At 34.7% G+C, this 24,698-nt stretch carries 13 protein-coding genes; 8 read left to right on the top strand and 5 right to left on the bottom strand.

Features of this window, described 5'->3' with window-relative positions; genetic code table 11:
• Positions 1–280 precede the first annotated feature (280 nt).
• The 4 genes from L3049_RS18860 to glgP all read left to right on the top strand — a co-directional run bounded on the left by L3049_RS18860 (position 281) and on the right by glgP (position 9,242).
• Complete coding sequence (locus L3049_RS18860; RefSeq protein ID WP_275111383.1) at positions 281–2,215, top strand: glycogen debranching enzyme N-terminal domain-containing protein; 1,935 nt, start codon at positions 281–283, stop codon at positions 2,213–2,215.
• Between the two features lie 7 nt (positions 2,216–2,222).
• Positions 2,223–3,533 (top strand): glycosyltransferase family 4 protein, encoded by a 1,311-nt coding sequence (locus tag L3049_RS18865; protein WP_275111384.1) that lies wholly within the window; start codon positions 2,223–2,225, stop codon positions 3,531–3,533.
• Positions 3,534–3,537: 4 nt separating this feature from the next.
• Positions 3,538–4,842 carry a glycoside hydrolase family 57 protein gene (locus L3049_RS18870; protein ID WP_275111385.1) on the top strand — a complete coding sequence of 435 codons (1,305 nt, stop codon included), beginning with the start codon at positions 3,538–3,540 and terminating at the stop codon, positions 4,840–4,842.
• Positions 4,843–5,006: 164 nt separating this feature from the next.
• Complete coding sequence (gene glgP, locus L3049_RS18875) at positions 5,007–9,242, top strand: alpha-glucan family phosphorylase (RefSeq protein ID WP_275111386.1); 4,236 nt, start codon at positions 5,007–5,009, stop codon at positions 9,240–9,242.
• Positions 9,243–9,289: 47 nt separating this feature from the next.
• Here the strand turns inward: glgP and L3049_RS18880 are convergent, their stop codons facing one another.
• The 5 genes from L3049_RS18880 to L3049_RS18900 all read right to left on the bottom strand — a co-directional run bounded on the left by L3049_RS18880 (position 9,290) and on the right by L3049_RS18900 (position 18,791).
• Positions 9,290–11,677 carry a PAS domain-containing hybrid sensor histidine kinase/response regulator gene (locus L3049_RS18880; protein WP_275111387.1) on the bottom strand — a complete coding sequence of 796 codons (2,388 nt, stop codon included), beginning with the start codon at positions 11,675–11,677 and terminating at the stop codon, positions 9,290–9,292.
• Between the two features lie 158 nt (positions 11,678–11,835).
• A complete protein-coding gene (locus L3049_RS18885) occupies positions 11,836–14,310 on the bottom strand; it encodes a hybrid sensor histidine kinase/response regulator (RefSeq protein WP_275111388.1) in 2,475 nt (824 codons plus the stop codon).
• Between the two features lie 252 nt (positions 14,311–14,562).
• A complete protein-coding gene (locus tag L3049_RS18890; RefSeq protein WP_275111389.1) occupies positions 14,563–15,054 on the bottom strand; it encodes a hypothetical protein in 492 nt (163 codons plus the stop codon).
• 21 nt (positions 15,055–15,075) lie between these two features.
• The gene (locus L3049_RS18895) at positions 15,076–16,776 is read right to left on the bottom strand and encodes an alpha-amylase family glycosyl hydrolase (protein WP_275111390.1); all 1,701 of its coding nucleotides are present in this window, start codon (positions 16,774–16,776) and stop codon (positions 15,076–15,078) included.
• Between the two features lie 2 nt (positions 16,777–16,778).
• Positions 16,779–18,791, bottom strand: a complete 2,013-nt coding sequence (locus L3049_RS18900; protein WP_275111391.1) for an alpha amylase C-terminal domain-containing protein — start codon at positions 18,789–18,791, stop codon at positions 16,779–16,781.
• Between the two features lie 525 nt (positions 18,792–19,316).
• Here L3049_RS18900 and dhaK point away from each other — a divergent pair.
• From dhaK to L3049_RS18920, 4 genes are all read left to right on the top strand, one after another.
• Positions 19,317–20,387 (top strand): dihydroxyacetone kinase subunit DhaK, encoded by a 1,071-nt coding sequence (dhaK, locus tag L3049_RS18905; protein WP_275111392.1) that lies wholly within the window; start codon positions 19,317–19,319, stop codon positions 20,385–20,387.
• A gap of 131 nt (positions 20,388–20,518) precedes the next feature.
• A complete protein-coding gene (dhaL, locus tag L3049_RS18910) occupies positions 20,519–21,160 on the top strand; it encodes a dihydroxyacetone kinase subunit DhaL (RefSeq protein ID WP_275111393.1) in 642 nt (213 codons plus the stop codon).
• A gap of 6 nt (positions 21,161–21,166) precedes the next feature.
• Complete coding sequence (gene ptsP, locus L3049_RS18915) at positions 21,167–23,644, top strand: phosphoenolpyruvate--protein phosphotransferase (protein ID WP_275111394.1); 2,478 nt, start codon at positions 21,167–21,169, stop codon at positions 23,642–23,644.
• Positions 23,645–23,777: 133 nt separating this feature from the next.
• Positions 23,778–24,656 (top strand): helix-turn-helix domain-containing protein, encoded by an 879-nt coding sequence (locus L3049_RS18920; RefSeq protein ID WP_275111395.1) that lies wholly within the window; start codon positions 23,778–23,780, stop codon positions 24,654–24,656.
• Positions 24,657–24,698: the final 42 nt, after the last annotated feature.

Here is a 24,698-nt window from a genome sequence, read left to right on the forward strand (position 1 = left end):
TTAATAGCAATGGTCTTTTCTCTTAGGTTTTTTATTTTAATTAGAATGGGCTGTGTTATTGTGCTGATATTGAGTTAAAACGATTGCGACTTACATAGTCAAGTATTAATATGTTAAATCATTTAGCTTTACAGTAAAAAAGTATGAAAAAATACGAAAGAAAAGGGGTTTAGCAGATGTGCTTTTTCAAAATTTATCCATAACTTTAATTGAAATTAGAATAATTATGATAATATAAAAACCTTAATAGACTGAATATCAAATCCAAAATCGTTTGCGTATGAACTACCTTAAATTTGACAAGGCTCAGCTGGTAAATACCGAATATTCTTTGAAAAAAGAATTTATACGTACGAACCGAGCGGGCTCATTTGCCAGTTCGACTATTATTAATTGCAACACCCGAAAATATCATGGACTTCTCATCTGTCCAATTGAGAAATTTGGCGGTGAAAATCATGTTCTTTTGTCTTCTCTCGATGAGACTATTATTCAACACGAATCCCCCTTTAACCTTGGGATTCATAAGTTCCCTGGAGAATATAGCCCCAAAGGACACAAGTACGTTCGTGAGTTTGAAATGGATTCTTTTCCTTCCATAACTTATCGTGTTGGTGGAGTTGTCTTAAAAAAGGAGTTTGTTTTAGTAGAAAAAGAACAAAGAGTATTAATTCGTTATACTTTATTGGAAGCTAATTCGGCTACAACAATAAGATTACAACCATTTTTAGCTTTTCGTAACATTCATGCTCTTACGAAAGCGAATTTAGATGCAAATACTCGATCAGAGTGTATTAAGAATGGTGTAAAGCTTTGTTTGTACAAAGACTTTCCTTATTTGAATATGCAAACATCCAAAAAGGCTGAATTTGTTCATGTTCCTGATTGGTATTACAATATAGAATACAAGGAGGAGAAAAAAAGAGGCTATGAATGTCACGAAGATCTTTTTGTTCCAGGATATTTTGAAATGCTAATAGAAAAAGGAGAGACAATAACCTTTTCGGCAGGAACCAAGGAAATTGATCCTGCTAAGATTGAAAAACAATTTACCTCTGAATTAAAAAAGAGAGACAAACGAGATAGCTTCGAAAGTTGTTTGGAGCATTCTGCGGTTCAGTTTTTTGCAAAAAATGGAAAAGAAACGGGCATCATTAATGGTTTTCCTTGGTTTAGCACAAGCGAAAGAAATACCTATTTATCCTTACCTGGATTAACATTGGCAAGAGACGATGAGAAGACTTTTTTGGATGTTTTTTCTACAGTTTTTGAAAGAATTTGTAATCGCTTTTCATCAAATCCGGATGTAAATGAAGGTCGATTCTCAGTTGACGTACCTTTATGGGCGTTTTGGACCCTACAGAAGTACATTGAATTTGGAGCTGATAAAAAAGAGATTTGGAAGAAATATGGTAAGAAGTTAATAGAGGTACTTCAAAATTATAAACATGGATCCAATTTGTCTATAAAAATGCACGATAACGGTTTGTTGTGGGTTATAGAGCAAGGTGTAACCTGGATGAACGTACGAAACAAAGGCGTTTGTTTAAACCGACGTATGGGGTATGTGGTAGAGCTAAATGCATTATGGTACAATGCTGTTCGGTTCGCTCTCGATTTAGCAAAAGAGGCAAAAGATACGAGTTTTATTGCCGATTGGGAAGCTCTTCCAGAGGAAATAGAAGAGTCTTTTTTAGCAACTTTTTGGAATAAAGAAAAAGGCTATTTATCGGATTATGTAGATGATACCCATCAAAGTTGGGCTGTTCGTCCAAATCAACTGTTTGCTGTTTCGCTTCCCTATTCATGCTTAAAGAAAAAGAAGAAAAAAGCCATTTTGGATGTGATCGAGAAAGAGCTTTTAACCTCGAAAGGATTAAGAACTTTATCGCCTAAAAATCATGAATATTTAGGGGTGTTTGGAGGCAGTGAAGAGAAACGAAATTTGGCCTTTCACCAAGGATCTGTTTTTCCATGGTTGTTTGGGCATTATGCTGAGGCTTATCTTACTCTTTATAAAAAAGGAGGAGAAGCTACCATCGATCGATTACTAGATGGTTTTGAAGATTGTTTGCATGAACATGGATTGGGTACTATTTCGGAGATTTACGATGGAAATCCTCCACATCGACCTAACGAGGCTACATCTTATGCACTTAGTGTTGCTGAGATTATAAGAGTAAAGAAAATGTTATTACAAAAATCTGATAAATAATCTGTGTATGAAAGTTCTAATGTTTGGGTGGGAATTTCCACCGCATATTTCGGGAGGATTGGGCACAGCTTGTTATGGATTAACCAGAGGCTTAGCCAAAATTGACGATTTGGACATCATTTTTGTTGTACCAAAAGCCCATGGTGACGAAGATCAAAGCAAAATGAAATTGGTTGGTGCCAATGGTGTTTCTATTGAGCAAGTTCAAACTCACATCGAAAATTTTAAAACTCAACATACCTATTTGGAAGTTGAGTCACAATTAATACCCTATAATGATCCGGATGAATATTATACATTTAGGAGTCAGGATTTGTATGGGCAAAACAAGTTTTTTAAGGTAGATAAAGAAGGTAAGCTTGAGTTTAGTGGTAAATATGGTGCAAATCTTATCGAAGAGATATACAAATACGCCTATGTTGCTTCTACCATTGCTGATAATCATGAACATGATGTAATTCATGCTCACGACTGGTTGTGTTATCCTGCAGGAATAGCAGCCAAAGAGGTTTCAGGTAAGCCATTGGTGATTCATGTGCACGCTACTGATTTTGATCGAAGTGGTGGAAATGTGAATCCTAAAGTTTTTGAAATTGAGAAAAAGGGTATGGATGCTGCTGATCAGATTATTGCAGTAAGTAACCTAACTCGGAATATTGTAATTGAAAAGTATGGACAAGATCCTGCTAAAGTAAAAACGGTTTACAATGCTGTTGAGCCAGTTACAATTGAAGAAAAGCTGAAGGTGAAAAAGGGCGTGAAAGAAAAGGTTGTGACTTTTTTGGGTAGAATTACCATGCAGAAAGGACCTGAGTATTTTGTTGAGGCAGCTTATGAAGTATTGAAGAGGACAGAGGATGTTCGCTTTGTGATGGCGGGAAGTGGAGATATGTTAGAGAAGATGGTTGAGCGTGCTGCCCAATTGGGAATTAGCGATAAATTTCATTTTACAGGCTTCTTGAAAGGTGATGATGTATTTCAAATGTTCTTGCTGAGTGATGTGTATGTAATGCCATCTGTTTCGGAGCCTTTTGGGATATCACCATTGGAAGCAATGCAATCTAATGTTCCGGTAATTATTTCAAAGCAATCGGGCGTTTCGGAAATCTTAACACATGCTGTTAAAGTAGATTATTGGGATATTGATGCTATGGCAGATGCCATTTATGGTATCGTTAAATACGATGCTTTGGCTAACGTATTTAAGGAGGAAGGAAAGGAAGAAGTGGACAATTTAAAATGGGCAAATGCCGCCTTAAACGTCCACGATGTTTATACCTCTGCTATTGAATTATTCGAACCATCACTTAAAAATTAAAACTATGAAAGCACTTTGTTTATATTTTCAAGTTCACCAACCATTACGTTTAAGAAGATATCGTTTTTTTGATATTGGAAATGATCATTATTACTATGATGATTATACCAATGAATCGATCATGAGAAATATTGCAGACGAATGTTATTTGCCTGCAAATAAAATAATGCTCGAAATGATCAAGAAGCAAAAAGGAAAGTTTAAAATTTCCTTCTCGATTACGGGTATTGCTTTGGATCAGTTTGAGCAGTATGCACCAGACGTGATTGCTAGTTTTCAAGAATTGGCAAAAACAGGTAGTGTTGAATTTTTAGCAGAAACCTACTCGCATTCTTTGGCTGCACTAACAAACCAAGATGAGTTTGTTGAGCAAGTTAAAAGTCATAGCGATCGCATCGAGAATTTATTTGGCATGCGTCCAACTGTTTTTCGCAATACCGAATTGATTTATTCGGATGAAATTGGCGAAATGGTTGCCAAAATGGGCTACAAAGCCATTTTAACAGAAGGAGCAAAACATATTTTGGGATGGAAGAGCCCTAACTATTTGTATTGCAATGCCATTAATCCGAAATTGAAAATTCTCATGAGGAATTACAAGTTGAGTGATGATATTTCATTCCGTTTTTCTTCTGAAGGATGGAAAGAATGGCCATTAACAACTGGTAAGTTGGTTGGTTGGCTCAACGATATGGATCCAAAAGAAGATTTGGTGAACATTTTCATGGATTACGAAACTTTTGGTGAGCATCAGAAAAAGGAATCGGGAATCTTTGAGTTTTTAGCTCATTTACCTGCTGATGTAATTTCAAAATCGAAATTTGAATTTGCTACACCTGCAGAATTAGCGGAGAATTATCAACCTATTGCGCAGGCACATGTGCCAAACGTTATTTCCTGGGCCGATGAGGAGAGAGATCTTTCTGCTTGGTTGGGTAATAAATTGCAAAACGAGGCTTTTTCGAAATTATACGCTTTGCGCGATGATGTTTTAGCAGTAAACGATGATCGAATTAACAAGGATTGGAAATTTTTACAAGCGAGTGATCATTTTTACTACATGTGTACAAAGTTCTTTTCCGATGGTGATGTACATTCTTACTTTAATCCGTACAGTTCACCTTACGATGCTTTTATCAATTACATGAATGTGTTAAGTGATTTCCAAATTCGTTTGAAAGAACTGAAAGATGGAATTGCTGTAAATCCTGAAGAATTAAAAAGTCAATTAGTCGAAAAAGAGAAATTGATTTCGAAATACGAAAGAGAATTGAAAGATTTGAAGAATCAATTTTCGCAAGCCGAATAAGTCGGTACTTTCAATTGATATGATGGAATAAATAAGAGGATGTGATAAGATAACATTCTCTTATTATTTAGATAATTAAAAGAATATGTTTTTGTTAGATCTTGGGTTAATTGTTCAAAAGGATAAAGTATTTAAGCCGATGAATAACAGTGAGTTATATGCGTATGAATAAAAGAAAGATAACACCGGATTATGTATTCGAGGTTAGTTGGGAAGTTTGTAATAAGGTGGGTGGAATTCATACTGTAATTTCGACTAAGGCCTTGACATTAAAACCTTTGTTTGAGGATAATATTATCTACATCGGACCTGATTTTAACAGTCAGGAACACAGAGATAAAGAGTTTGTTGAAGATGTACAATTATTCTCGGAATGGCGAACACAAGCACTTCGTGAAGGATTATCAGTTCGAATTGGTCGATGGAAAATTCCAGGGAATCCAATTGTCATTTTAATTGATTTTTCAAGTTTAATGCCTCTTAAAGATTCGGTATATACGAAACTTTGGGAAGTTTATCGCTTGGAATCATTGTATGGACATGATGATTATGATGACGCTGCTATGTTTGGTTATGCTAGTGGTAAAGCAATTGAGAGCTTTGTGAAGTTTAATGAGCTATCCGATCAAAAGGTTGTTGCTCAGTTTCATGAATGGATGACAGGTTCTGGGTGTTTGTACATAAAAGATAGTGCTCTGGATATTGCAACTGTATTTACAACCCATGCTACGATGTTGGGTAGAGTGTTGGCAAGTAATTATGAAAATTTGTATGACAATCTGAAATATTTTAATGCAATTGAGAAGCCGAGACAGTATAATGTAACAGCCAAATGTTCTTTGGAAAAATGTGCTGCTCAGGCGGCAGATTGTTTATCCACGGTAAGTGAAATTACGGCAAGAGAATGTGCACACTTTCATGATCGTTCGGTAGATGTTGTTATGCCAAATGGTTTTGAAGACGATTTTGTTCCTGATGAGGAAGAGCTGAAAATAAAGGCAGGTAATGCTAAAAAGAATCTTCGAAAAGTTGCAGAGGCATTAATTGGTTATGAATTGGCAGATAATGCATTGCTAATAGGAACAGGAGGAAGATATGAATACAAAAACAAGGGAATTGATGTCTTTCTTGAGGCTTTAGCTCAATTAAATGAGAATAAATATTTTGACCGAAATGTTGTTGCTTTCTTTTTAATACCGGGCGATCAAAGAGGAGCAAGAAAAGATTTGCAAGAGAATTTGAGTAACTATCCAGAAAAGAAACCATTGATAACACCTTTTTTAACGCATTATCTGGGCAATGTAGACCAAGATGAAATATTGCGTAAAGTGAAAGAGTTGGGGTTTGGGAATGGTCAAAATGAAAGAGTTAAAGTCATTTTTGTTCCTACTTACCTAGATGGTGCGGATGGAATTTTCAATAAATCATATTACGAACTCTTAATGGGATTAGACCTATCGGTTTTTCCATCCTACTATGAGCCGTGGGGATACACACCAATGGAAAGTGTCGCTTTTAGTGTTCCAACAATTACAACATCATTGGCTGGATTTGGCCAATGGGTTCGTATGATTGGAGAAGCTGGAAAAGGTGGCGTTGAGGTAGTGGAACGTAACGACTCTAATACAAAAGAAGTGGTGTCTAGTATTGCTTCTTACATTCAAAATTTTGCAGTAAAATCCATCGATGAACTGTTACTGTGTCGGGAAAATGCCAGAAGTATTGCAGAGCGAACTCTTTGGGGAAATTTTATTGGAAATTATCATCAAGCCTACGAAATAGCAATCAAGAAAAATATGGAGAAAAGAAATGAATCAGACGCGTATGTAGAGACAGGAAATAACCTGAGCATACCAAAAAGTAATCATATACATTGGCGTAAATTAATTATTGAGTCGAACTTACCTAAAGAACTAATAGGTTTAGAAGAATTATCGAAAAATTTATGGTGGTGTTGGAATTACCGCGCAATTGATCTTTATAAATCAATAGATAAGAAATTATGGATTAGTTGTAAGAAAAATCCAATTCTTCTTCTAAAGCAGGTGCCAAATTCTCGAATGAATGAATTGGCAGGAGACAAAGAGTTCATGGCTAAGTATTCGTCGGTTATTAAAGAATTTAATGATTACATGAATGAAAAGCCAGAGGAAGGTCAACCTAAGATTGCGTATTTCAGTATGGAGTATGGCTTGAATAACAATCTAAAAATATACTCTGGAGGTTTAGGTATTTTAGCGGGTGATTACTTGAAGGAAGCAAGTGATTCGAATGTGGATATGGTTGCTGTTGGTTTTATGTATCGTTTTGGATATTTTACACAGCGTTTGTCCTTGAATGGAGAGCAATTGGTAGAGCTTGATGCTCAGAAATTTTCTCAACTACCAATTAGTAGAGTTCGCGATTCAGCAGGAATAGAGAAGTCGATAACATTCTCATTAGAAGGAAGAACCGTTATTGCTAAGATTTGGAAAGTAGCAGTTGGACGTATTTCATTGTATTTGTTAGATACGGATACAGAAATGAATGAAGAACAAGATCGTTCTTTAACGCATCAGCTGTATGGGGGAGATTGGGATAATCGTATTAAGCAAGAGATTCTTTTAGGTTTGGGTGGTATTAAAACACTTGAAGTTTTGGATATTGAGCCTGATTTGTATCATTGCAACGAAGGACATGCTGCCTTGATTAATGTTGAACGATTGATTAATTTGATTGCTAAAGGATATCGATACGAAGAGGCATTGGAAATTGTTAGATCTTCTTCTTTGTTTACGACTCATACGCCTGTGCCAGCTGGTCATGATACTTTTTCTGCAGATATGATTCGACATTACTTATCGTATGTGCCAGAGCAACTAAAATTAGATTGGGATCAATTTTTAGCTTTGGGTAGAGTAAACCCACTGGATTACAATGAGAAATTCTCGATGAGTAATTTGGCAGCCAATACTTCTGTAGCTATGAATGGTGTAAGTATGTTACATGGTAAAATTTCTCAGGAGATGTTCAATAATCTTTACCAGGGATATTTTCCAGAGGAATTGCACATTGGTTACGTAACCAATGGAGTTCATTATCCTAGTTGGACTGCTCAGGAGTGGAGAAGTTTGTACGAAAAGGAATTTGATGCAGGCTTTGTGAATGATTTGTCTAATAAAGATTATTGGCGAAAAATATATGATGTGCCAGATAAGAAAATCTGGAAAATCAAAAATACCCTACGCAAAAAGTTGATTGATTTTGCAAAGAAGAGATTTCAGGAAAATTGGGTGAAAAGATATGAGGATCCTCGTGCATTAGTAGATATAATTGATTCTATCGATGAGAATGCTTTAACAATTGGTTTTGCTCGTCGATTCGCTACTTATAAAAGAGCTCACTTGTTGTTTAGTGATTTGGATCGCCTGTCGAAATTATTAAACAATCCAGAAAAACCTGTGCAGTTTATCTTTGCAGGAAAAGCTCACCCTGCAGATAAAGCTGGTCAAGATTTAATTAAATTGATCGTTGAGATTTCTCGCCGACCAGAATTTGAAGGAAAGATATTGTTCTTGGAAAATTACGATATGGAACTTGGACAACGCTTGGTGAAAGGTGTAGATATTTGGATGAATACACCAACTAGACCATTGGAAGCATCTGGAACTTCAGGAGAGAAAGCTGTAATGAATGGCGTGCTTAACTTTAGTGTTCTAGATGGATGGTGGTTAGAAGGATATCGTGAAGGTGCTGGTTGGGCACTAACCGAGAATAGAACATACGATAATCAAGGTTTTCAGGATGAATTAGATGCTCAAACCATTTATTCAATGTTTGAAAATGAAGTTATCCCTCTTTATTATGATCGTGATAAAAATGATATTCCAGTAGCTTGGATTCAGTACGTTAAGAAATGTATTGCAGAAATTGCTCCTGAGTATACAACCAAGAGAATGATAGATGATTACAAGGATCGTTTTTACAATAAGATGCACAAGAGAGTGCTAAAATTAAAAGAAAACGATTACCAGATAAGTAAAGATGTTGCTGCCTGGAAACAGAGAATTCTTAATGGTTGGGATCAAATAGAAGTTGTATCAGTTGATACGCCAAGTACACCAAAGCATAAATATCAATCTGGTGAAAAATACCATATGGAAGTGGCTCTTGATCTGAAAGGATTAATCGACGAATCGATAGGTGTGGAGTTGGTTCTAAGAACTGCAATGGACAATCAAAAACCAGGTCCAATTAGAACGGAGCAATTGATATTTGATCGCAAGGTCGATACATTGGCATTTTACCGTCTGGATTTAGAATTAAACGATCCAGGAATATTTGATTTTGGTCTTAGAATGTATGCTTATAATTCAGAATTAGCGCATCGACAAGATTTTAATTACGTTAAATGGATTTAATTTGCACTATAAAACAAAGGCTGTTTCGATAAGAAACAGCCTTTGAATTATACTGGAAAGTATTTTTTAATCTTATTGAGAAGGATCTGTTTGTTAATTGGTTTAGAAACATAGTCATTACAACCTGCATTTATACATTTGGATCGGTCCTCTGCTAAACCATATGCCGTTTGCGCAATAATAATAATGTCTTTATTAAATGAGCGAATTTCCTCAGTTGCCTCATAACCATTTTTCCCTCTGAATTTAATGTCCATCAAAATTAGATCAATATCTGTATGCTTTTTGCACATTTCGATAGCACCTTCTCCGGTGTCTGTTTTTAATGTTTGTTTACTGAATGGTTTAACCACAGAAGATAAAAAATAATCAGATGCTTCATCATCTTCTGCAATTAGAATAGTAAGAGGTTTAATCATTGGCTTCTGGTTATCTGCGGTGATTTTAATATGCTTTTTTGATTTAATCTCAGAATTGTAAGGAAGTGAAAAATAAAATTCAGAACCTTCTCCATATTTGCTATTTACCCAAATATTTCCATCCAGCATTTCAACATACGCTTTTGTTATTGATAGTCCAAGGCCAGCTCCTTGTAAGGCTTTTCGATCTAATATATCAGCTTGAACAAAACGATCGAAAATGGCATTTAATCTGCTGGATAATATCCCTGTGCCAGTATCTTTTACAAAGAATTCTAACTCATTGTTTTTTTTCTGATAACCAAAGTTAATTGTACCTGAATCTGTATATTTTATGGAATTATTAATCAGTTTTACTAGAATAGAATACAATTTTTCTTTGTCAGTTCTTAAATATGCTTCTTTATTAAGTAGGGCTTTATCCAAATTAAACATTATTCCTTTTGCTTCAATTTCAGGCTTGAAAAAGTCATATATGTAATCCAATTGATCATTAATGTTTGTAGTGGTTATTGATAATTCCATTTGACCAGATTCAATTTTAGAGATATCCATTAAATCATCAATAATATTGAGCATTCGAGTTCCACTTTCCTCAATTATCGTAAGGTATTTTAATTGTTTCTCGCCCGTTATTTTTTGATCTTTCAGAAGGTCAGAAAAACCCAATATTCCATTCATTGGAGTTCTAATTTCATGACTCATATTGGCAAGGAATGCAGATTTCAAACGATCACTTTCTTCTGCTTTTTCTTTGGCATGGATAAGATCGATTTGGACTTTATTGATGTCAGTAATGTCAATAAATGTAGCAAGGAAATTATCATGTATTGTAATCCCTGATATGATAATATCTCTAACACTTCCATCCTTACATGTCACCTTATATTCTTCTGATTTAATATCGGTGCCATTTTTCATTGCTTTTTCTACAGCATTGTTCCAATTTTCAACAACCCATTTTCGGTATTCAGGATCGGGATATGCTGCAATCCACCACTTTTTAAGATTAGGAACGTCTTCATCTGTATAGCCGAATACTTTTATAAATCTGTCATTCCTGAACGAAATGATCTCATTTTTATCTACATAACATAGCGGAAGAGGAGTTCCTTCCAATAATTTCCTAAACTTATTTTCACTCTCAAGAAGGGCAATTTCGGATTCTTTTTTAGTAGTGACGTCATAGGCACTACCAATAATCGATATTGCTTTTCCTTCTTCATCAAGGATTATTGTTCTGGTATCACTAATCCATCTGTATCCAAGTTTAGGATGTTTAAAACGATATTCTTCTACAATAGGGAATTGTGCGAAATTTCCTGAATATAGGTGCTCAGCATGATCTTTAGACCTTTGTAGATCTTCAGGATGAACGTGTTTTAAAACTTCAGATAATCCTTCTTTTAAAAATAATTCAGAAGGGTATCCGAAAACGTTACTCGTTGAAGGGCTAACATATTCATAGCTCCCAGTTTTAATATTGAAATTGTAAATAACAGAAATTGAATTTTCTAATATGTATTTAAATCTTTTCTGATCCTTTTTTTGAGTACTTATATCTGAGTAGGATATTCCAAAAAAATCATTCTCGAGTGGAAAAGCAACAACTTCTAAATGGCGCTTGTAAATAGGGAAGTATTGTTCGTATGAAATGCTTTTTTTTGTTTCAACTACTTTTGAGTAAATTTTAACAAAATGATCAGTTTCCTTTTTAGAAATAAGTTCAGAAGTTTTTTTATTGAGTAACATTTCAGGTTTAAAACCTGTCTGTTGCTCTGTTGAGTTGTTGACCTTATGATGGATGAAGTCGATAGGATTTCCTAATTCATCTCTTATTATTTGGCAAATAGCCATACCGACAGGATTATCATTAAACATGTTATAAAAACATGCATAACAATTGTCAATGTCGAGAGAGTTATTTGCAGAATTAGTTTTTAGAAGCTCGTTTGCTCTTTCTAAATCTAGCAATTTGTCTATTAATTGTTGCTTTGTCCTATTCTGATAATTCATCGACTATCTTAAAAATTAGATATTAGATTATTGGTTTTTACGTATTTGCAATATTTTGAAAGTTATAGCTAATGACTTTGCAATCAGACTGTTAGTTATTTTTTTAAAATAAATACAAATTACAATATAATAAAAGATCTGGTATTATTTTATTGTTGCTAACTAACTGAATTAATTAATTTTTGTTTTAGTTCAGTAACATCAATTGGTTTGGTGATAAAATCATCAAATGCTAGGTCTGAATATTTATCTCTTTCATGACTCAATACATAAGCTGATTGCGCAATGATTGGCAAGTTTGGTCTGAATTGTTTTATTTGTTTAGCTGCAGAATAACCATCAAGTTTTGGCATTTTAATATCCATTAAGATCAGATCAATTTCCATATTTGTCTTACAAATACGAATTGCTTCTTCACCATTTTTAGCGTGAATGAGTGTAAAGCCTTGATTAACTAAGAACTCTTCGATTAGAAGGTAATTGAATGGTTCATCTTCAGCCACTAAAATTGTATTAAGCTTAGAGCTAATATTAATATCTAGTGTTTTATTCGGCTTCACCTCTGCTTTTTGATAGGGAATGGAGAAGTGAAATGTAGATCCTTTGTCAATAGTAGAATGAACCCAGATTTTTCCACCCAGTAATTCTGCGAAACCTTTAGAAATGGCAAGTCCTAACCCTGTTCCTCCATATTGCTGACTTGTACTTATATTTGCTTGACGAAAACGTTCAAATATCTTTTTTTGATGCAATTTTCCAATTCCAATACCTGTATCCTTCACATAAAACTCGAGCTGATTATTTTTAAGGCTATAGCCTAATTCAATTAGTCCTTTGTGGGTGAATTTTATAGCATTGTTTAAAAGATTTGTGATTATTTGAGTTATTTTGGTTAGATCTGTAACGATTATCGACTCTTTATTATCTAAAGATTTAACACACTTAAATTCAACTTTTTTAGATTTATTGGGCCGAGAAATAGTAAGTAAATCATCAATTAGCTTGTTGATACATACATTTTCGAAACAATTTTCTTCAGAATTAGTATCAATCGAGGATATGGTTAAAATATCATTTACAATAGAAAGCAGTTGGTTTGAACTCTTAATGATAATGGAACGGAATAGTTTTCTTTTATCGTCAAGTAATAATGGATTTTCAAGCATTTCTGAAAAACCAATAATAGAATTCATTGGAGTTCTAATTTCGTGTGATAAATTTTGAATGAAAGCAGTTTTTAATTGGTCGCTTTCTTCTGCTTTTAATTTGGATTTTGTTAACTCTTTATTCTTTTCAATAAGTTTGTGTTCCGCATTTTTAAGATCTGTAATATCTATTGAAAAAACGATAATGCCCTTAATGATGTTGTTTTCATCTCGATAAGGAATTTTATCTGTTCTTAACCATATTTTTTTGCCATCGCTAGAAGGTAAGGTTTCGATTATACCAATTTTAGATTTCCCAGTACGAATAACTTCTAAGTCATCTTCCCAGTATTGATCAGCCATTTCTGGATAGACTTCAGAAGAATGTCTACCTTCAATTTCTTTTTTTGGTATTCCAGATAGCTTAGCGACACTCTCTGTTACACGGATGATGTTATTATTAGTGTCTTTGAAAATAATAACGGCAGGTGCATTGTCTAAAATAACTTGCTGATCATGAATTAGTCTAATTTGATTACTTTCGAATTTTTTTCGTTCGGTTATGTCAACGTGTGTACCAATTATTCTTTGTGCATTACCACTTTTATCGAAAGTTGCTTGTGCGCGAGAAAGAATATTAATCCACCGACCATCTTTGTGTTTCATTTTGAACTCAATTTCAAAACGGTCTCGCTTTTTGTCGATTAACTCCTTTGCCATATCCCATGATTTACTTTTATCATCTTCATGAATTAATTGTTCCCATGCAGATAAATCGTCTGGTAATTCATCGGATTGATAGCCTAGCATTTTTTTCCAGCCCGGAGAATAATAAATCTCATTGGTTTTGAGATTCCAATCATACAAGCCGTCATTTGTAGCATTCATTACCAACTCAAATTGTTTGAGTTTTTTTATATTTTCTTTTTGTTGCTTTTTCGCTCTACTTGCAAGCTCTAATTTATGAATGGTAAACCCGATTACTTCACCTAATTCGTTAAATAAATTAATAAGTTCTTTATTATTGATATTTTTTTCGGGTATTGTTAAAGACAAACACCCAAATGTTGTATTACTAGATGAGATTGGAATTATGAATGCGTGTCTACTCAAGCAATTTTCGGATATTTCACATAAACTGCAGTTTTCTTCCAATTTATTGCGTACTAGAATTTTATTATTTTGAATTGCTCTTTTTGCACAAGCTGGAAAGTCTTTTTTGTCAAATCGTTTAATTGCATTTGGTTTTCCACCATTTGAAGATTTTATAAAACGTTTTTCAGTCCCCAGAGAGTTAGTCAATATAATCCAAGCTGAATGAAAGTTGTTATTGTTTGATATTTGGTCAATAACTTCTCTCATAAGAGAATTTTGACTTTTGGTTTTGATAAGAATTTTATTGATGTGATTAATAAACTGTAGTGCCTGATTGAAAAACATTGTTTGGTTTTCAGGAGAAGAGTTTGATGCGTTAGAGGTATCCTTCATATTGTGGTATTTAAGATAGGCAATAATGAATCCAAAATGGCTTTATAACTAACAGATATATAGTCTATTTAATATGGGTTTTATATTTTTAAAAGCTTTAAATACAATTTATGAAAATGAATTGAGAATTGTACAATTATCTGTTACGAATTGATTAGATAAATTAATATATTTCTTGAATTGGGGTATAAAAAAAAACGATTAGTAATTGACTAATCGTTTTTTATTAATTTAATGTCGTTATTACTTATACTAGAGGAGTGTTGTCCAAATAGGAACCATTGTAGCTATTATTATTATAACCACACTCATTTGTATGTAATAATTGGTTACAAATAAACCCGTAAGGATACTTATATCATCTAATGTGTTTGTTTCAATTGTTCCTGCAGTAGTTGAAGCAGAAGAATTGATCTGTAATCCAGTTGAATCACTCATATTCCATTTAGAGTGCCATATGTTGCTGTATTTCCAAATAATTTTTCGTGCTCCCAAACTAATATTGGCCTGGTTCATCCAGTTGTTATATTCTATTTCACCAACAAGCTCATTATTTTCATTTAGAATTTGTGTTCGTTGTTTGAGAAATCCTGTGGTTTTAAATAAATAGCTTTTGCCATTTATTTCTCCTTCACTGGTTTGCGAGAATTTTTTGTCACGTAGAAGCCCAATTTGCTGGTTGTTCAAATAGATTTTGTAGGCACAATCAAAAATGCCTTTTTTCCAAGTGTATTTTGTGCTCATAGTTTTCAATATACCGAAAAATCAATAATTAATCTCAAATACAAGGTATTGATAGGCATTAATGTGAATAGAAATGCCATGATCTGCAACCCCTTCACTACTTACTTTTAGTGTTTGCTTCGTATCAATTTCATCAAAAATCAATTCTATTGGTCTAGGGATTTCTATAAGCTCCAATGCATGCTTTGGTATTTTAACATGCAAGTCTTGAGGATTAGAATCAAAATTACAAACAATTAGAAGCTTTTGTTCTTTGCAATGTCTTAGAAAAGCATAAACCTTATCCGAATTAAAAAGTTTAAAATCTGTATTCTGCCACATTAAATCGTAAAATTCACCATAGGCGATAGCTGGCATTTGAGTATATTTCAAAATGTTTCGATACGAGTTCTGAAGGTGTTTTTGTTCATCAGATAATAATTCACCATCAAATTTACCATTGTTCATCCACTTTTGATGTTCTGGTAAATTCCAATAATCAAATATCGTTGAGCGGCCATCTGAGCCACTATATCCAGATTCTTCCATTCCAGATTCTCCCATTTCCTGTCCCGAATAAAGCATTGCTGGTCCTCGATGCAGACATGCGGATAAAAGCATTGCCGGTAAGGCTTTTACAGGATTTACTGCAAAAAATGGAGATGCAATTCGCTGCTCGTCATGATTTTCCAGAAAGCGAAGCATGTATTCATCCAAGCCATTTAAGGATTGCCAGCATTGCGTTATTTCTCTTGCTGATTTTTGTCCTTTAATAACTCCTTTAAGGGTATCGTACAAACCAACCTTATCGTACAAGTAATCGAACTTTCCAGTTTTAATGTAAGCTTCGTATAAGTATGGATTGTATACTTCCGCAATGAATAAAATATCAGGAAATACCAATTTTATTTCACCTATTACCCAATGCCAAAATTCTACAGGCACCATTTCTGCCATATCGCATCGAAAGCCATCAACTCCTTTTTCTGCCCAATAGATTAGGATGTCTTTCATCTTTATCCATGTATTCGGAATGGGATCGAAATGTAAGGAATGATTGTTCTGGTAATCGATACCGTAATTTAATTTTACAGTTTCGTACCAATCATTTATTTGAGGAGAACTTGTAAATTGATCATTACCTGTTGCTTTTGCAGGATATTCATAGTATACAATTTGTGAGAAATGACTTCTAATTTCATCAGATAAATGCAAATGTTCATGTGGTAAATAGTAGAAGTTATTGCGAGTAGAAAATCCAACACTACTATCATCTTCTTCACCAAAGTCTGAAATATCTTTGGGTTTTGCATCTGAATGATATTCTCTTGCTAAATGATTGGGGACAAAATCGATTATTACCTTCATTGTATTTTGATGGGTACGATCAATCAAATCTTGAAATTCTTGCATTCGATGATTTACATTCTCAGCCAAATCCGGATTCACATCATAGTAATCTTTAATTGCATAAGGTGATCCAGCTTTGCCTTTTATTACCAGTGGATTACCATGTGGAATTCCAGCTTCCGGATAAGCTTCAACAATTGCATGCTCAATAATTCCTGTATACCAAACATGAGTTATACTAAGTTTTTTGATTTCTTGAAGCGCCTTGTTCGTGATGTCGTTGAATTTTCCACATCCGTTTTTATTTCTAGAACCATTAATAACTGGCGCTGTGTTTTTATTTCCAAACAATCGTGGGAATAGTTGATAAATTACCGGTTTGTGAATGTTCATGTTTAAAAAATAGGTTTTGAAGGAATGTGTTTAAATACCAAGGCAGTTCTACTTGGCAAGTAAAGATAAACTCTGTGATTTCTTGCCATTGCTGCTTCTGGTTTTGATCGGTATAGGATGTTTTCATTAATTCGATCAAAGCCTCCATATTTTGGATGGTCGGAATTTAAAACCATTTGATATTTGCCAGGAGTTGCAGGAATGCCATAGTATGTGAGAGATTTACTTGGGTTTAAATTGAAAACAAAAAGCAAGTCATTTCTCTGAATGGCCAAAACCTGATTGTCTTCGTCAGCTTGTAAACATTTAATATTACTAGCCTGCATAAAATTAGACTCATTTTGCAAGGCAATCATATCTCTATCAAATTCGTTTAAGTTCTCGAAACGTAAGCTTGTATTGTCAAGTAAACTCCATTGGCGTCTTGCATGTTTGTAAGACCAATTATTACCTTCTCGAGGGAAATCAATCCATTCAGGGTGACCGAATTCATTGCCCATGAAATTTAAATATCCGTTTCCAGCGCAAGAAAGAGTTAATAAGCGAATGATTTTATGAAGTGCAATTCCTCGATCAACAATTAAATTTTCACTGGACTTATCCATGCTATCATACATTGCTTTGTCAAGCAACCTGAAAATTAAAGTTTGATCCCCAACCAAAGCCTGATCATGCGACTCGGCATAGCTAATTGTTTTTTCTTCAGCGCGTTTGTTCGATAATTCATAAAAGATGTTACCAACTTTCCAGTTTTCATCTCTTTGTTCTTTAATTAGTTTGATCCAATAATCAGGAATTCCCATAGCCAATCGGTAATCGAAATCTAAACCACCATCATCTAGAGGAGAAGCTAAACCTGGGTATCCACTCATCTCTTCGGCTACACTTATTGCGTTCGGATTGTATTCATGAATCAACTTGTTAGCAAGGGTCAAATAACAAATTGCATCTTCATCTTGTTCTGCATCAAAATACATTTTATAACTGGTAAAATCTCTGGACAAACCATGATCGTAATAAAGCATACTTGTTACACCATCAAAACGGTAGCCATCAAAATGATATTCTTCTAGCCAATATTTAATATTCGATAATAAAAGGTGCAGAACTTCATTTTTGGCATAATTATAACATAGAGAATCCCATGCAGCATGTTCTCTTCGTTCATCTGCATGAAAAAATTGATGAGGAGATCCATCAAAATTACCAATTCCTTCTAGCTCATTTTTAACAGCATGAGAGTGAACGATATCCATAATTACCATAATGCCCAAGGAATGGGCTTCGTCAATTAAGCCTTTTAAATCTTCAGGTGTTCCAAAACGAGATGATGCAGCGAATAGACTCGAAACATGATAACCAAAAGAGCCATAATAAGGATGCTCTTGAATTGCCATTAATTGAATGGTATTGTAACCAGCTTTATGAATCCTCGGTAATACAAATTCCCGGAACTCATTATAGGTGCCAACTCCTTCTTTTTCTGTTGCCATGCCCACGTGAGCTTCATATATAAGAGGAGAATTGTATTTCTGTCTTTTCTTTTCGTGTTGCCAATCGAATGTTTCATTCGGATACCATACTTGTGCTGAGTAAAGTAAAGTGTCTGAGTCTTGAATAACCCGATTACTCCATACAGGAATTCGTTCACCACTTCCGTCCGACCAATGCAGTATTAGTTTGTAAAGATCTTTGTGATCTAATTGGTCCAAATCTAATACCAATTCGAAGTTGCCATTATCATCTTTTGTAAATTGATATTTTGGATTTTCTTTCCACTCGGAAAAATCTCCGATAAGGTACATTTCAGAGGCATTAGGTGCCCACTCGCGAATAATCCAGTTTTGATCTGTACGATGAATTCCGTAATAATGATGGCCATTAGCGAAATTAGATAAACTTGAATCACATAATTCTTTTTCCTTTTTTGAAGTGGCGTCTATTCTCTGTTGAATCACAAATTGGAATTCTTCCAATAAAGGATCCGATTGAATGATTTTAAGTGGTTTAATCATAAGCAATATAAGTGTTCCAGGTTAGGAAGTAAGTCGTAGGTGCGACAAGCTTAAAGATACAATTTATCTTTTGTAATTATTTAATTATTGAATGAAGTTTTTGAGGATTTTGCATTGCTGATTACAATCCTTATGAAAGAATTAAATACGCAGTTAATTAAGTCGGTTTTAATTTAAAAAAGAGGATTTAAAATGGACGGAATTGTTTCATTTTATTAGATATGTTCCTTTTGGTTGATAATAGTGTTTGAATTCTAAAATGATTGTGTGATTTTATTTAATATTTATTAAAGTACTTAGTAGTTAGGGGATTGTGTTCGCTGATTTTTTTGATTTATTTGCATTTTGCAATCGTTTTAACCAAATTAGATAAGAAATGGACTAAATAGAACATTTTGTATGGAGCAAAACTGCTTAATTCACATTATAAAAAATACTAAATAATTACTGCAGGAAATTTTGTTAAGTAAACCCTAGCCCGAAGGAAGCCTATCTCTACAATTGATCCTGTGAAAAATTTATTCTATGAAAAAATTAATTAATAAGGTAGACGATGTAGTTGTTGAACAAATGGAAGGAATAGCTGCAGCTCATAGTGGTATTAAGATTAATCTTGAGCCAAAATTCATGTATCGTTCGGATTCTCCGATTAGCACTAAGGTAGCACTTGTTTCAGGTGGAGGAAGTGGGCACGAGCCAATGCATGGCGGGTTTGTTGGAATGGGAATGTTGGATGGAGCTTGTCCTGGAGAAATGTTTACTTCGCCTACACCAGACCAAATGCTTGAATGTGCAAAGCAAGTAAATGGTGGTCCAGGTGTTCTGTTTTTGGTGAAGAATTATACTGGTGATGTAATGAATTTCGATATGGCAACAGAAATGTTGCACGAAGAGGGAATTGCAGTTCAAAGTATTCTAGTTGATGATGATGTTGCCGTAAAAGATAGTCTTTACACAGCAGGAAGACGTGGAGTTGGAACAACTGTATTAATGGAGAAGATTGTTGGTGCAGCTGCTGAAGCAGGTTACGATTTGGATCAATGTGCTGATTTAGCTAGAAAGGTAAATTGTAGTGGTAGATCAATGGGAATGGCTTTAACTTCATGTATTGTACCTGCAGTTGGGAAAGTAAATTTCGAAATTGGTGATGATGAGATTGAGTTTGGAGTTGGTATACATGGCGAACCAGGAAGAAAAAGAATGCCGCATACTACTGCTGACGAAATTACAAGCATGATGGTTGATAGTATTTTGGATGATGAAGATTATACGAGAACTGTAAGAGAGTGGGATAGAACAAAAGGAGAATGGGAAGATAAAGAAATTACCAGTGAAGCTTTAAAAGCAGGTGATGAGGTAATTGTAATGGTTAATAGTTTAGGTGGAACCCCAGTTTCTGAGTTGTATGTTGTTTACCGAAAGCTTGCTGAAATTTGCGAAGCAAAAGGAATTAAGATTGTAGAAAAACTAGTTGGACCATATATTACTTCTCTTGAAATGCAAGGATGTACAATTACGATGGTTAAGGCAGATGAAGAAATTAAGAAATTTTGGAATGCGCCTGTAAATACTCCAGGTCTTCGTTGGGGAGTATAAGTTGAGAATTAAGTAAAAGATAAGATCGGGATGTTTTAATCAATTTAAGACATCCTGATTTAATATATTCTAAGCCATTTAGTAAGTAAAGGTGAGCTTAGGTAAAAAGATTTAATTAAAAAATTAACCTAATGAATGTAATATCACAAGTTCAGATTAACGATTGGTTGAAAGAAATCGCAGTAGTGATGAGTAAAGACAAAGATTATCTTTCTCAGTTAGATGCTGCAATTGGTGATGCCGATCATGGAGTGAACATGGATCGAGGTTTCCAGAAAGTTTTAGGGAAATTAGAATCCTTTAATGGTCAAGATATAGGAGCAATTTTTAAAAATACAGGAATGACTTTAATTTCTAGTGTTGGTGGTGCTTCTGGTCCTCTTTATGGGAAGTTTTTCATGCAAATGGGCATGGCTCTGAAGGGGAAGATGGAACTGAATTTAGAAGATCTTAAAGAAGGTATTTCTAAAGGTTTAGATGGTGTGAAAGGAATAGGAAAAGCTTCTCTTGGTGATAAAACCATGGTTGATGTTTGGATACCTGTGGTTGAATCACTTAATGAATCTGTTAATGAGCAGGAAACATTAGAGATAGCAGCTGCAAAAATGGTAGAAGCTGCAGAAACTGGACTGAAATCGACAATTAATATGATTGCCAGAAAAGGTAGAGCAAGTTACTTGGGAGAAAGAAGTATTGGACATCAAGATCCTGGAGCTACTTCTTCATGTTCTATAGTTAAGGTATTGCAGGGAATTATTGTAGAAAATAAATAAGGAAAAATGATAGGTCTAGTAATCGTCTCGCATAGTAAGATGTTGGCAGAAGGTGTCAAAGAACTTGCCTCGCAAATGGGTCAAAATAAAGTGAAGATAGAAGCTGCAGGTGGGCTTGATGATGATGATAATCCTATCGGAACAGATCCAATGAAAATTGAACAGGCCATTCGTGATGCTTATTCCGAGGATGGGGTGTTGGTTTTAATGGATATAGGAAGTGCAATTATGAGTGCTGAGCTAGCGCTAGATTTTCTGGAAGATGATATGCGCGATAAGGTGATACTGTGCGAAGCTCCTCTTGTGGAAGGAGCAATTGCTGCTGCTGCACAAGCCATGTCTGGTTCCAATATAAAAGATGTAATTGCTGAGGCCAAGAATGCATTGCATGCAAAAAATGTTCTTTTACAACCAGAAGAGGAAGAAGTTCTTCCTGATGAGCAAAAAGAGATTCCTTTAGAAGGGAAAAACATACAAATTACAGTTCCTAACAAGCAAGGACTACATGCAAGACCTGCAGCAAAGCTAATTGAGATCGTGAATCGTTTTGATGCCACAGCTTTGGTTAGTGTTAACGGGAAAAAACCTGTTTCAGCATCAAGTATTAGTCAGGTGGGTACTTTGGGAGCTAAAAAGGGTGAAGTTTTAGATTTTGTTCTTTTTGGAAAAGATGCAGATCAGTTGGAAAAGGCCTTAATTGATTTTCGAGATGCTAATTTTGGAGATGATGATAAGGAGATAATCGAAACAAGTATAAAAATAGAAAAGACAGAAACTTCTGATGGTGCAATTCATGGGATTGCTGCTTCTGAAGGAATTGCAGTAGGCAAATCTTTATGGTTTAGAAAAGAATTGCCAATCCTTAATAAGGAAAGTGTTGAAGATGCAAATCATGAAATTTTCTTGCTGCACCAATCGATCGATCGGGTCATACAAGAATTGGGAGCCATTCAAAAGAAAATTACAAGTGAACTGACCAAAGAAAAGGCAGAGATCTTTGATTTCCACAAACTGCTCTTGCAAGACCAAGATTTACTTAAGGAAGTAGAAGACACAGTTCGCAATGAAAAATGTAATGTTGCTTATGTTTGGAATGGCCAAATCAAGAAATTGGAAACAGAATATTTAGCAATGGATAGTGTCTATTTGCAAGAACGTGCTGCTGATGTCGTAGAAGTTGGGAATAAGGTTCTTTTGGAGCTGTTGGGTGTTGCAAAAAAGGAGTTGATTCTTACTCATCCTTGTATTATTGTTACCGATGAATTGGGCCCAGCCGAAACAATGAATTTGGATCTTAATTTGGTTCAGGGAATTGTAACAAGAACAGGCGGAGAGACTTCTCATTCTGCAATTTTATCACGATCCTTGGGTATTCCAGCAATTGTTGGGTTAGGAGATGAGATCGATCAGATTAAGGATGGCGAGGAAATTGCCATTAACGGTGGAGCTGGGGATATATGGACGGCGAATCATCCAGATGTAATTGCAGACTTAAGAAAATGTAAAGAGCTTGAGGAAGCAAAAAGACTAAAAACTCTTACTAAAGCCAAAGAACCGGCTGTTACCAAAGATGGAAAAACGTATCAGATATTAGCAAATGTAAGTGGACCTAAGGAAGCAATTATTTCTTACGATAATGGAGCCGAAGGAGTAGGTCTTTACAGAACGGAGTTTCTATTTATGAATAGAGATGAAGCTCCATCCGAAGAGGAACAATATCAGGCATATAAAGCGGTTTGTGAGAATATGAAAGGTTATCCTGTTACCATTCGAACACTTGATGTAGGCGGAGATAAACCCATTCCATATCTTGATATTCCAGCAGAAAATAATCCATTTTTAGGCTTAAGAGGTATTCGATACTGCTTACAGAATACAGAATTGTTTAAAACGCAACTTAGAGCAATTTGTCGTGTCTCTGCAGAATACGATCTTCGCGTAATGTATCCAATGGTTGGTGTGATAGAAGAGGTTCTTTCGGCGAATGAATTACTTCGGGAAGTACAAGCAGATTTGAACAAAGAGGGAATCCCTTTTTCAAATAAGATGAAAGTTGGTGTAATGATAGAAGTGCCATCAACGATATTTTTCATTCCACAATTGGCTTTAGAGTTGGATTTCTTGAGCATTGGAACCAATGATCTTACGCAGTATTTATTGGCTTTAGATCGAGATAACAATAGTGTGGCTAAATATCATAGTCCCTTTCATCCAGCGGTGTTAACAGCTATTCAAGAAATATTAATTCGTTCGAAAGAAGCAGGAATAGAGGTGAGTATGTGTGGCGAATTGGCTGGGAACCCTAAGGCAACTGGTTTGCTAATTGGTTTAGGTCTTGAGAAATTTAGTATGAACAGTCCAGCTATTCCTAAAACGAAAGAAATAATTCGTGGAATGAATGTTGTTGATAATCAGACTGGTTTTCAGGTAGATTCATCAATTCGAACACTGGAGGAGCTTAAAAAATCAATTGGGGAAGGATAAGCCAGGAGTTATACTTCTTAAGTTTATTAATTATTACTTACTTTCATATTGATTTGTAAAATGAAATAGATTGCAAATTAGAGGGACTTCAGACCCCTAATTTGCATTCACTATTAAATAAAAGATAAATAAGGTGATTAGCGAGGAATTAAAAGCATATTTTGAACGATCGGAGGTTTGTAAAATTTTAGAAACCGATCAGCAATATATTGTCTATTATTCCAATACCGATCAGGAAGAATTGGAGAAATTCTTTATCGGCGAGCATACCTTAATGTTTATTTTGAAAGGAAACAAAGGAGTAGTTACACCAAATCATTACTATCAGATTGAGGAAGGTGAGGCTATTTTTATTAAAAAAGGTTCAATTCTTATCAACGAAAAGTTGAATCAAGGAAATCAAAATTCAGGCATTTTTATCTTCTTAAAAGAGGAGTTTATTATTGAGTTTGTAGAAAAGTACAAACACATGCTTCACTCTTCCGAAGCCATGGATATAAAAACTTGGGGAGCCTATCAATATCATATGGATTCATGGATGCAGGTGTATATCTCTTCTTTGATTTCATATTTTCAAGTTCTACCTCTCCCTGGCCCTGAATTGTTAAGTAATAAATTAAATGAACTTCTTTTGGTACTTATTTTAGGGCAGGAGCGAACCTATTTTATTAGTTTCCTTAGGGAAATGTTAATGGTTCGCCAATCGGCCATCGATACGGTATTGCAATCAAATATTTACCGTAATCTTAATGTTGATCATCTTGCCTTTCTATCAAACAAAAGCTTGTCGCAATTCAAACGAGAATTTAAGAAAAAGTACAACGACAGTCCGGCCAATTGGATTCGTGTAAAGAGATTAGAATATGCTTCTCATTTGTTAATCAGTTCAGACAAAACGGTTAATGACATTTGCTGGGAATCAGGTTTTTCTAATGTATCTCACTTTTGTCAGCTTTTTCAGAAGCAATATGGAACTTCTCCTTTAAAATATCGAAATGTAATTCGTGATTAGAACAATGGTAACTGTTTAATTCTATTTTCAATTCTTGAAGGA

Source organism: Labilibaculum sp. DW002 (assembly GCF_029029525.1).
Lineage (GTDB): Bacteria > Bacteroidota > Bacteroidia > Bacteroidales > Marinifilaceae > Paralabilibaculum > Paralabilibaculum antarcticum.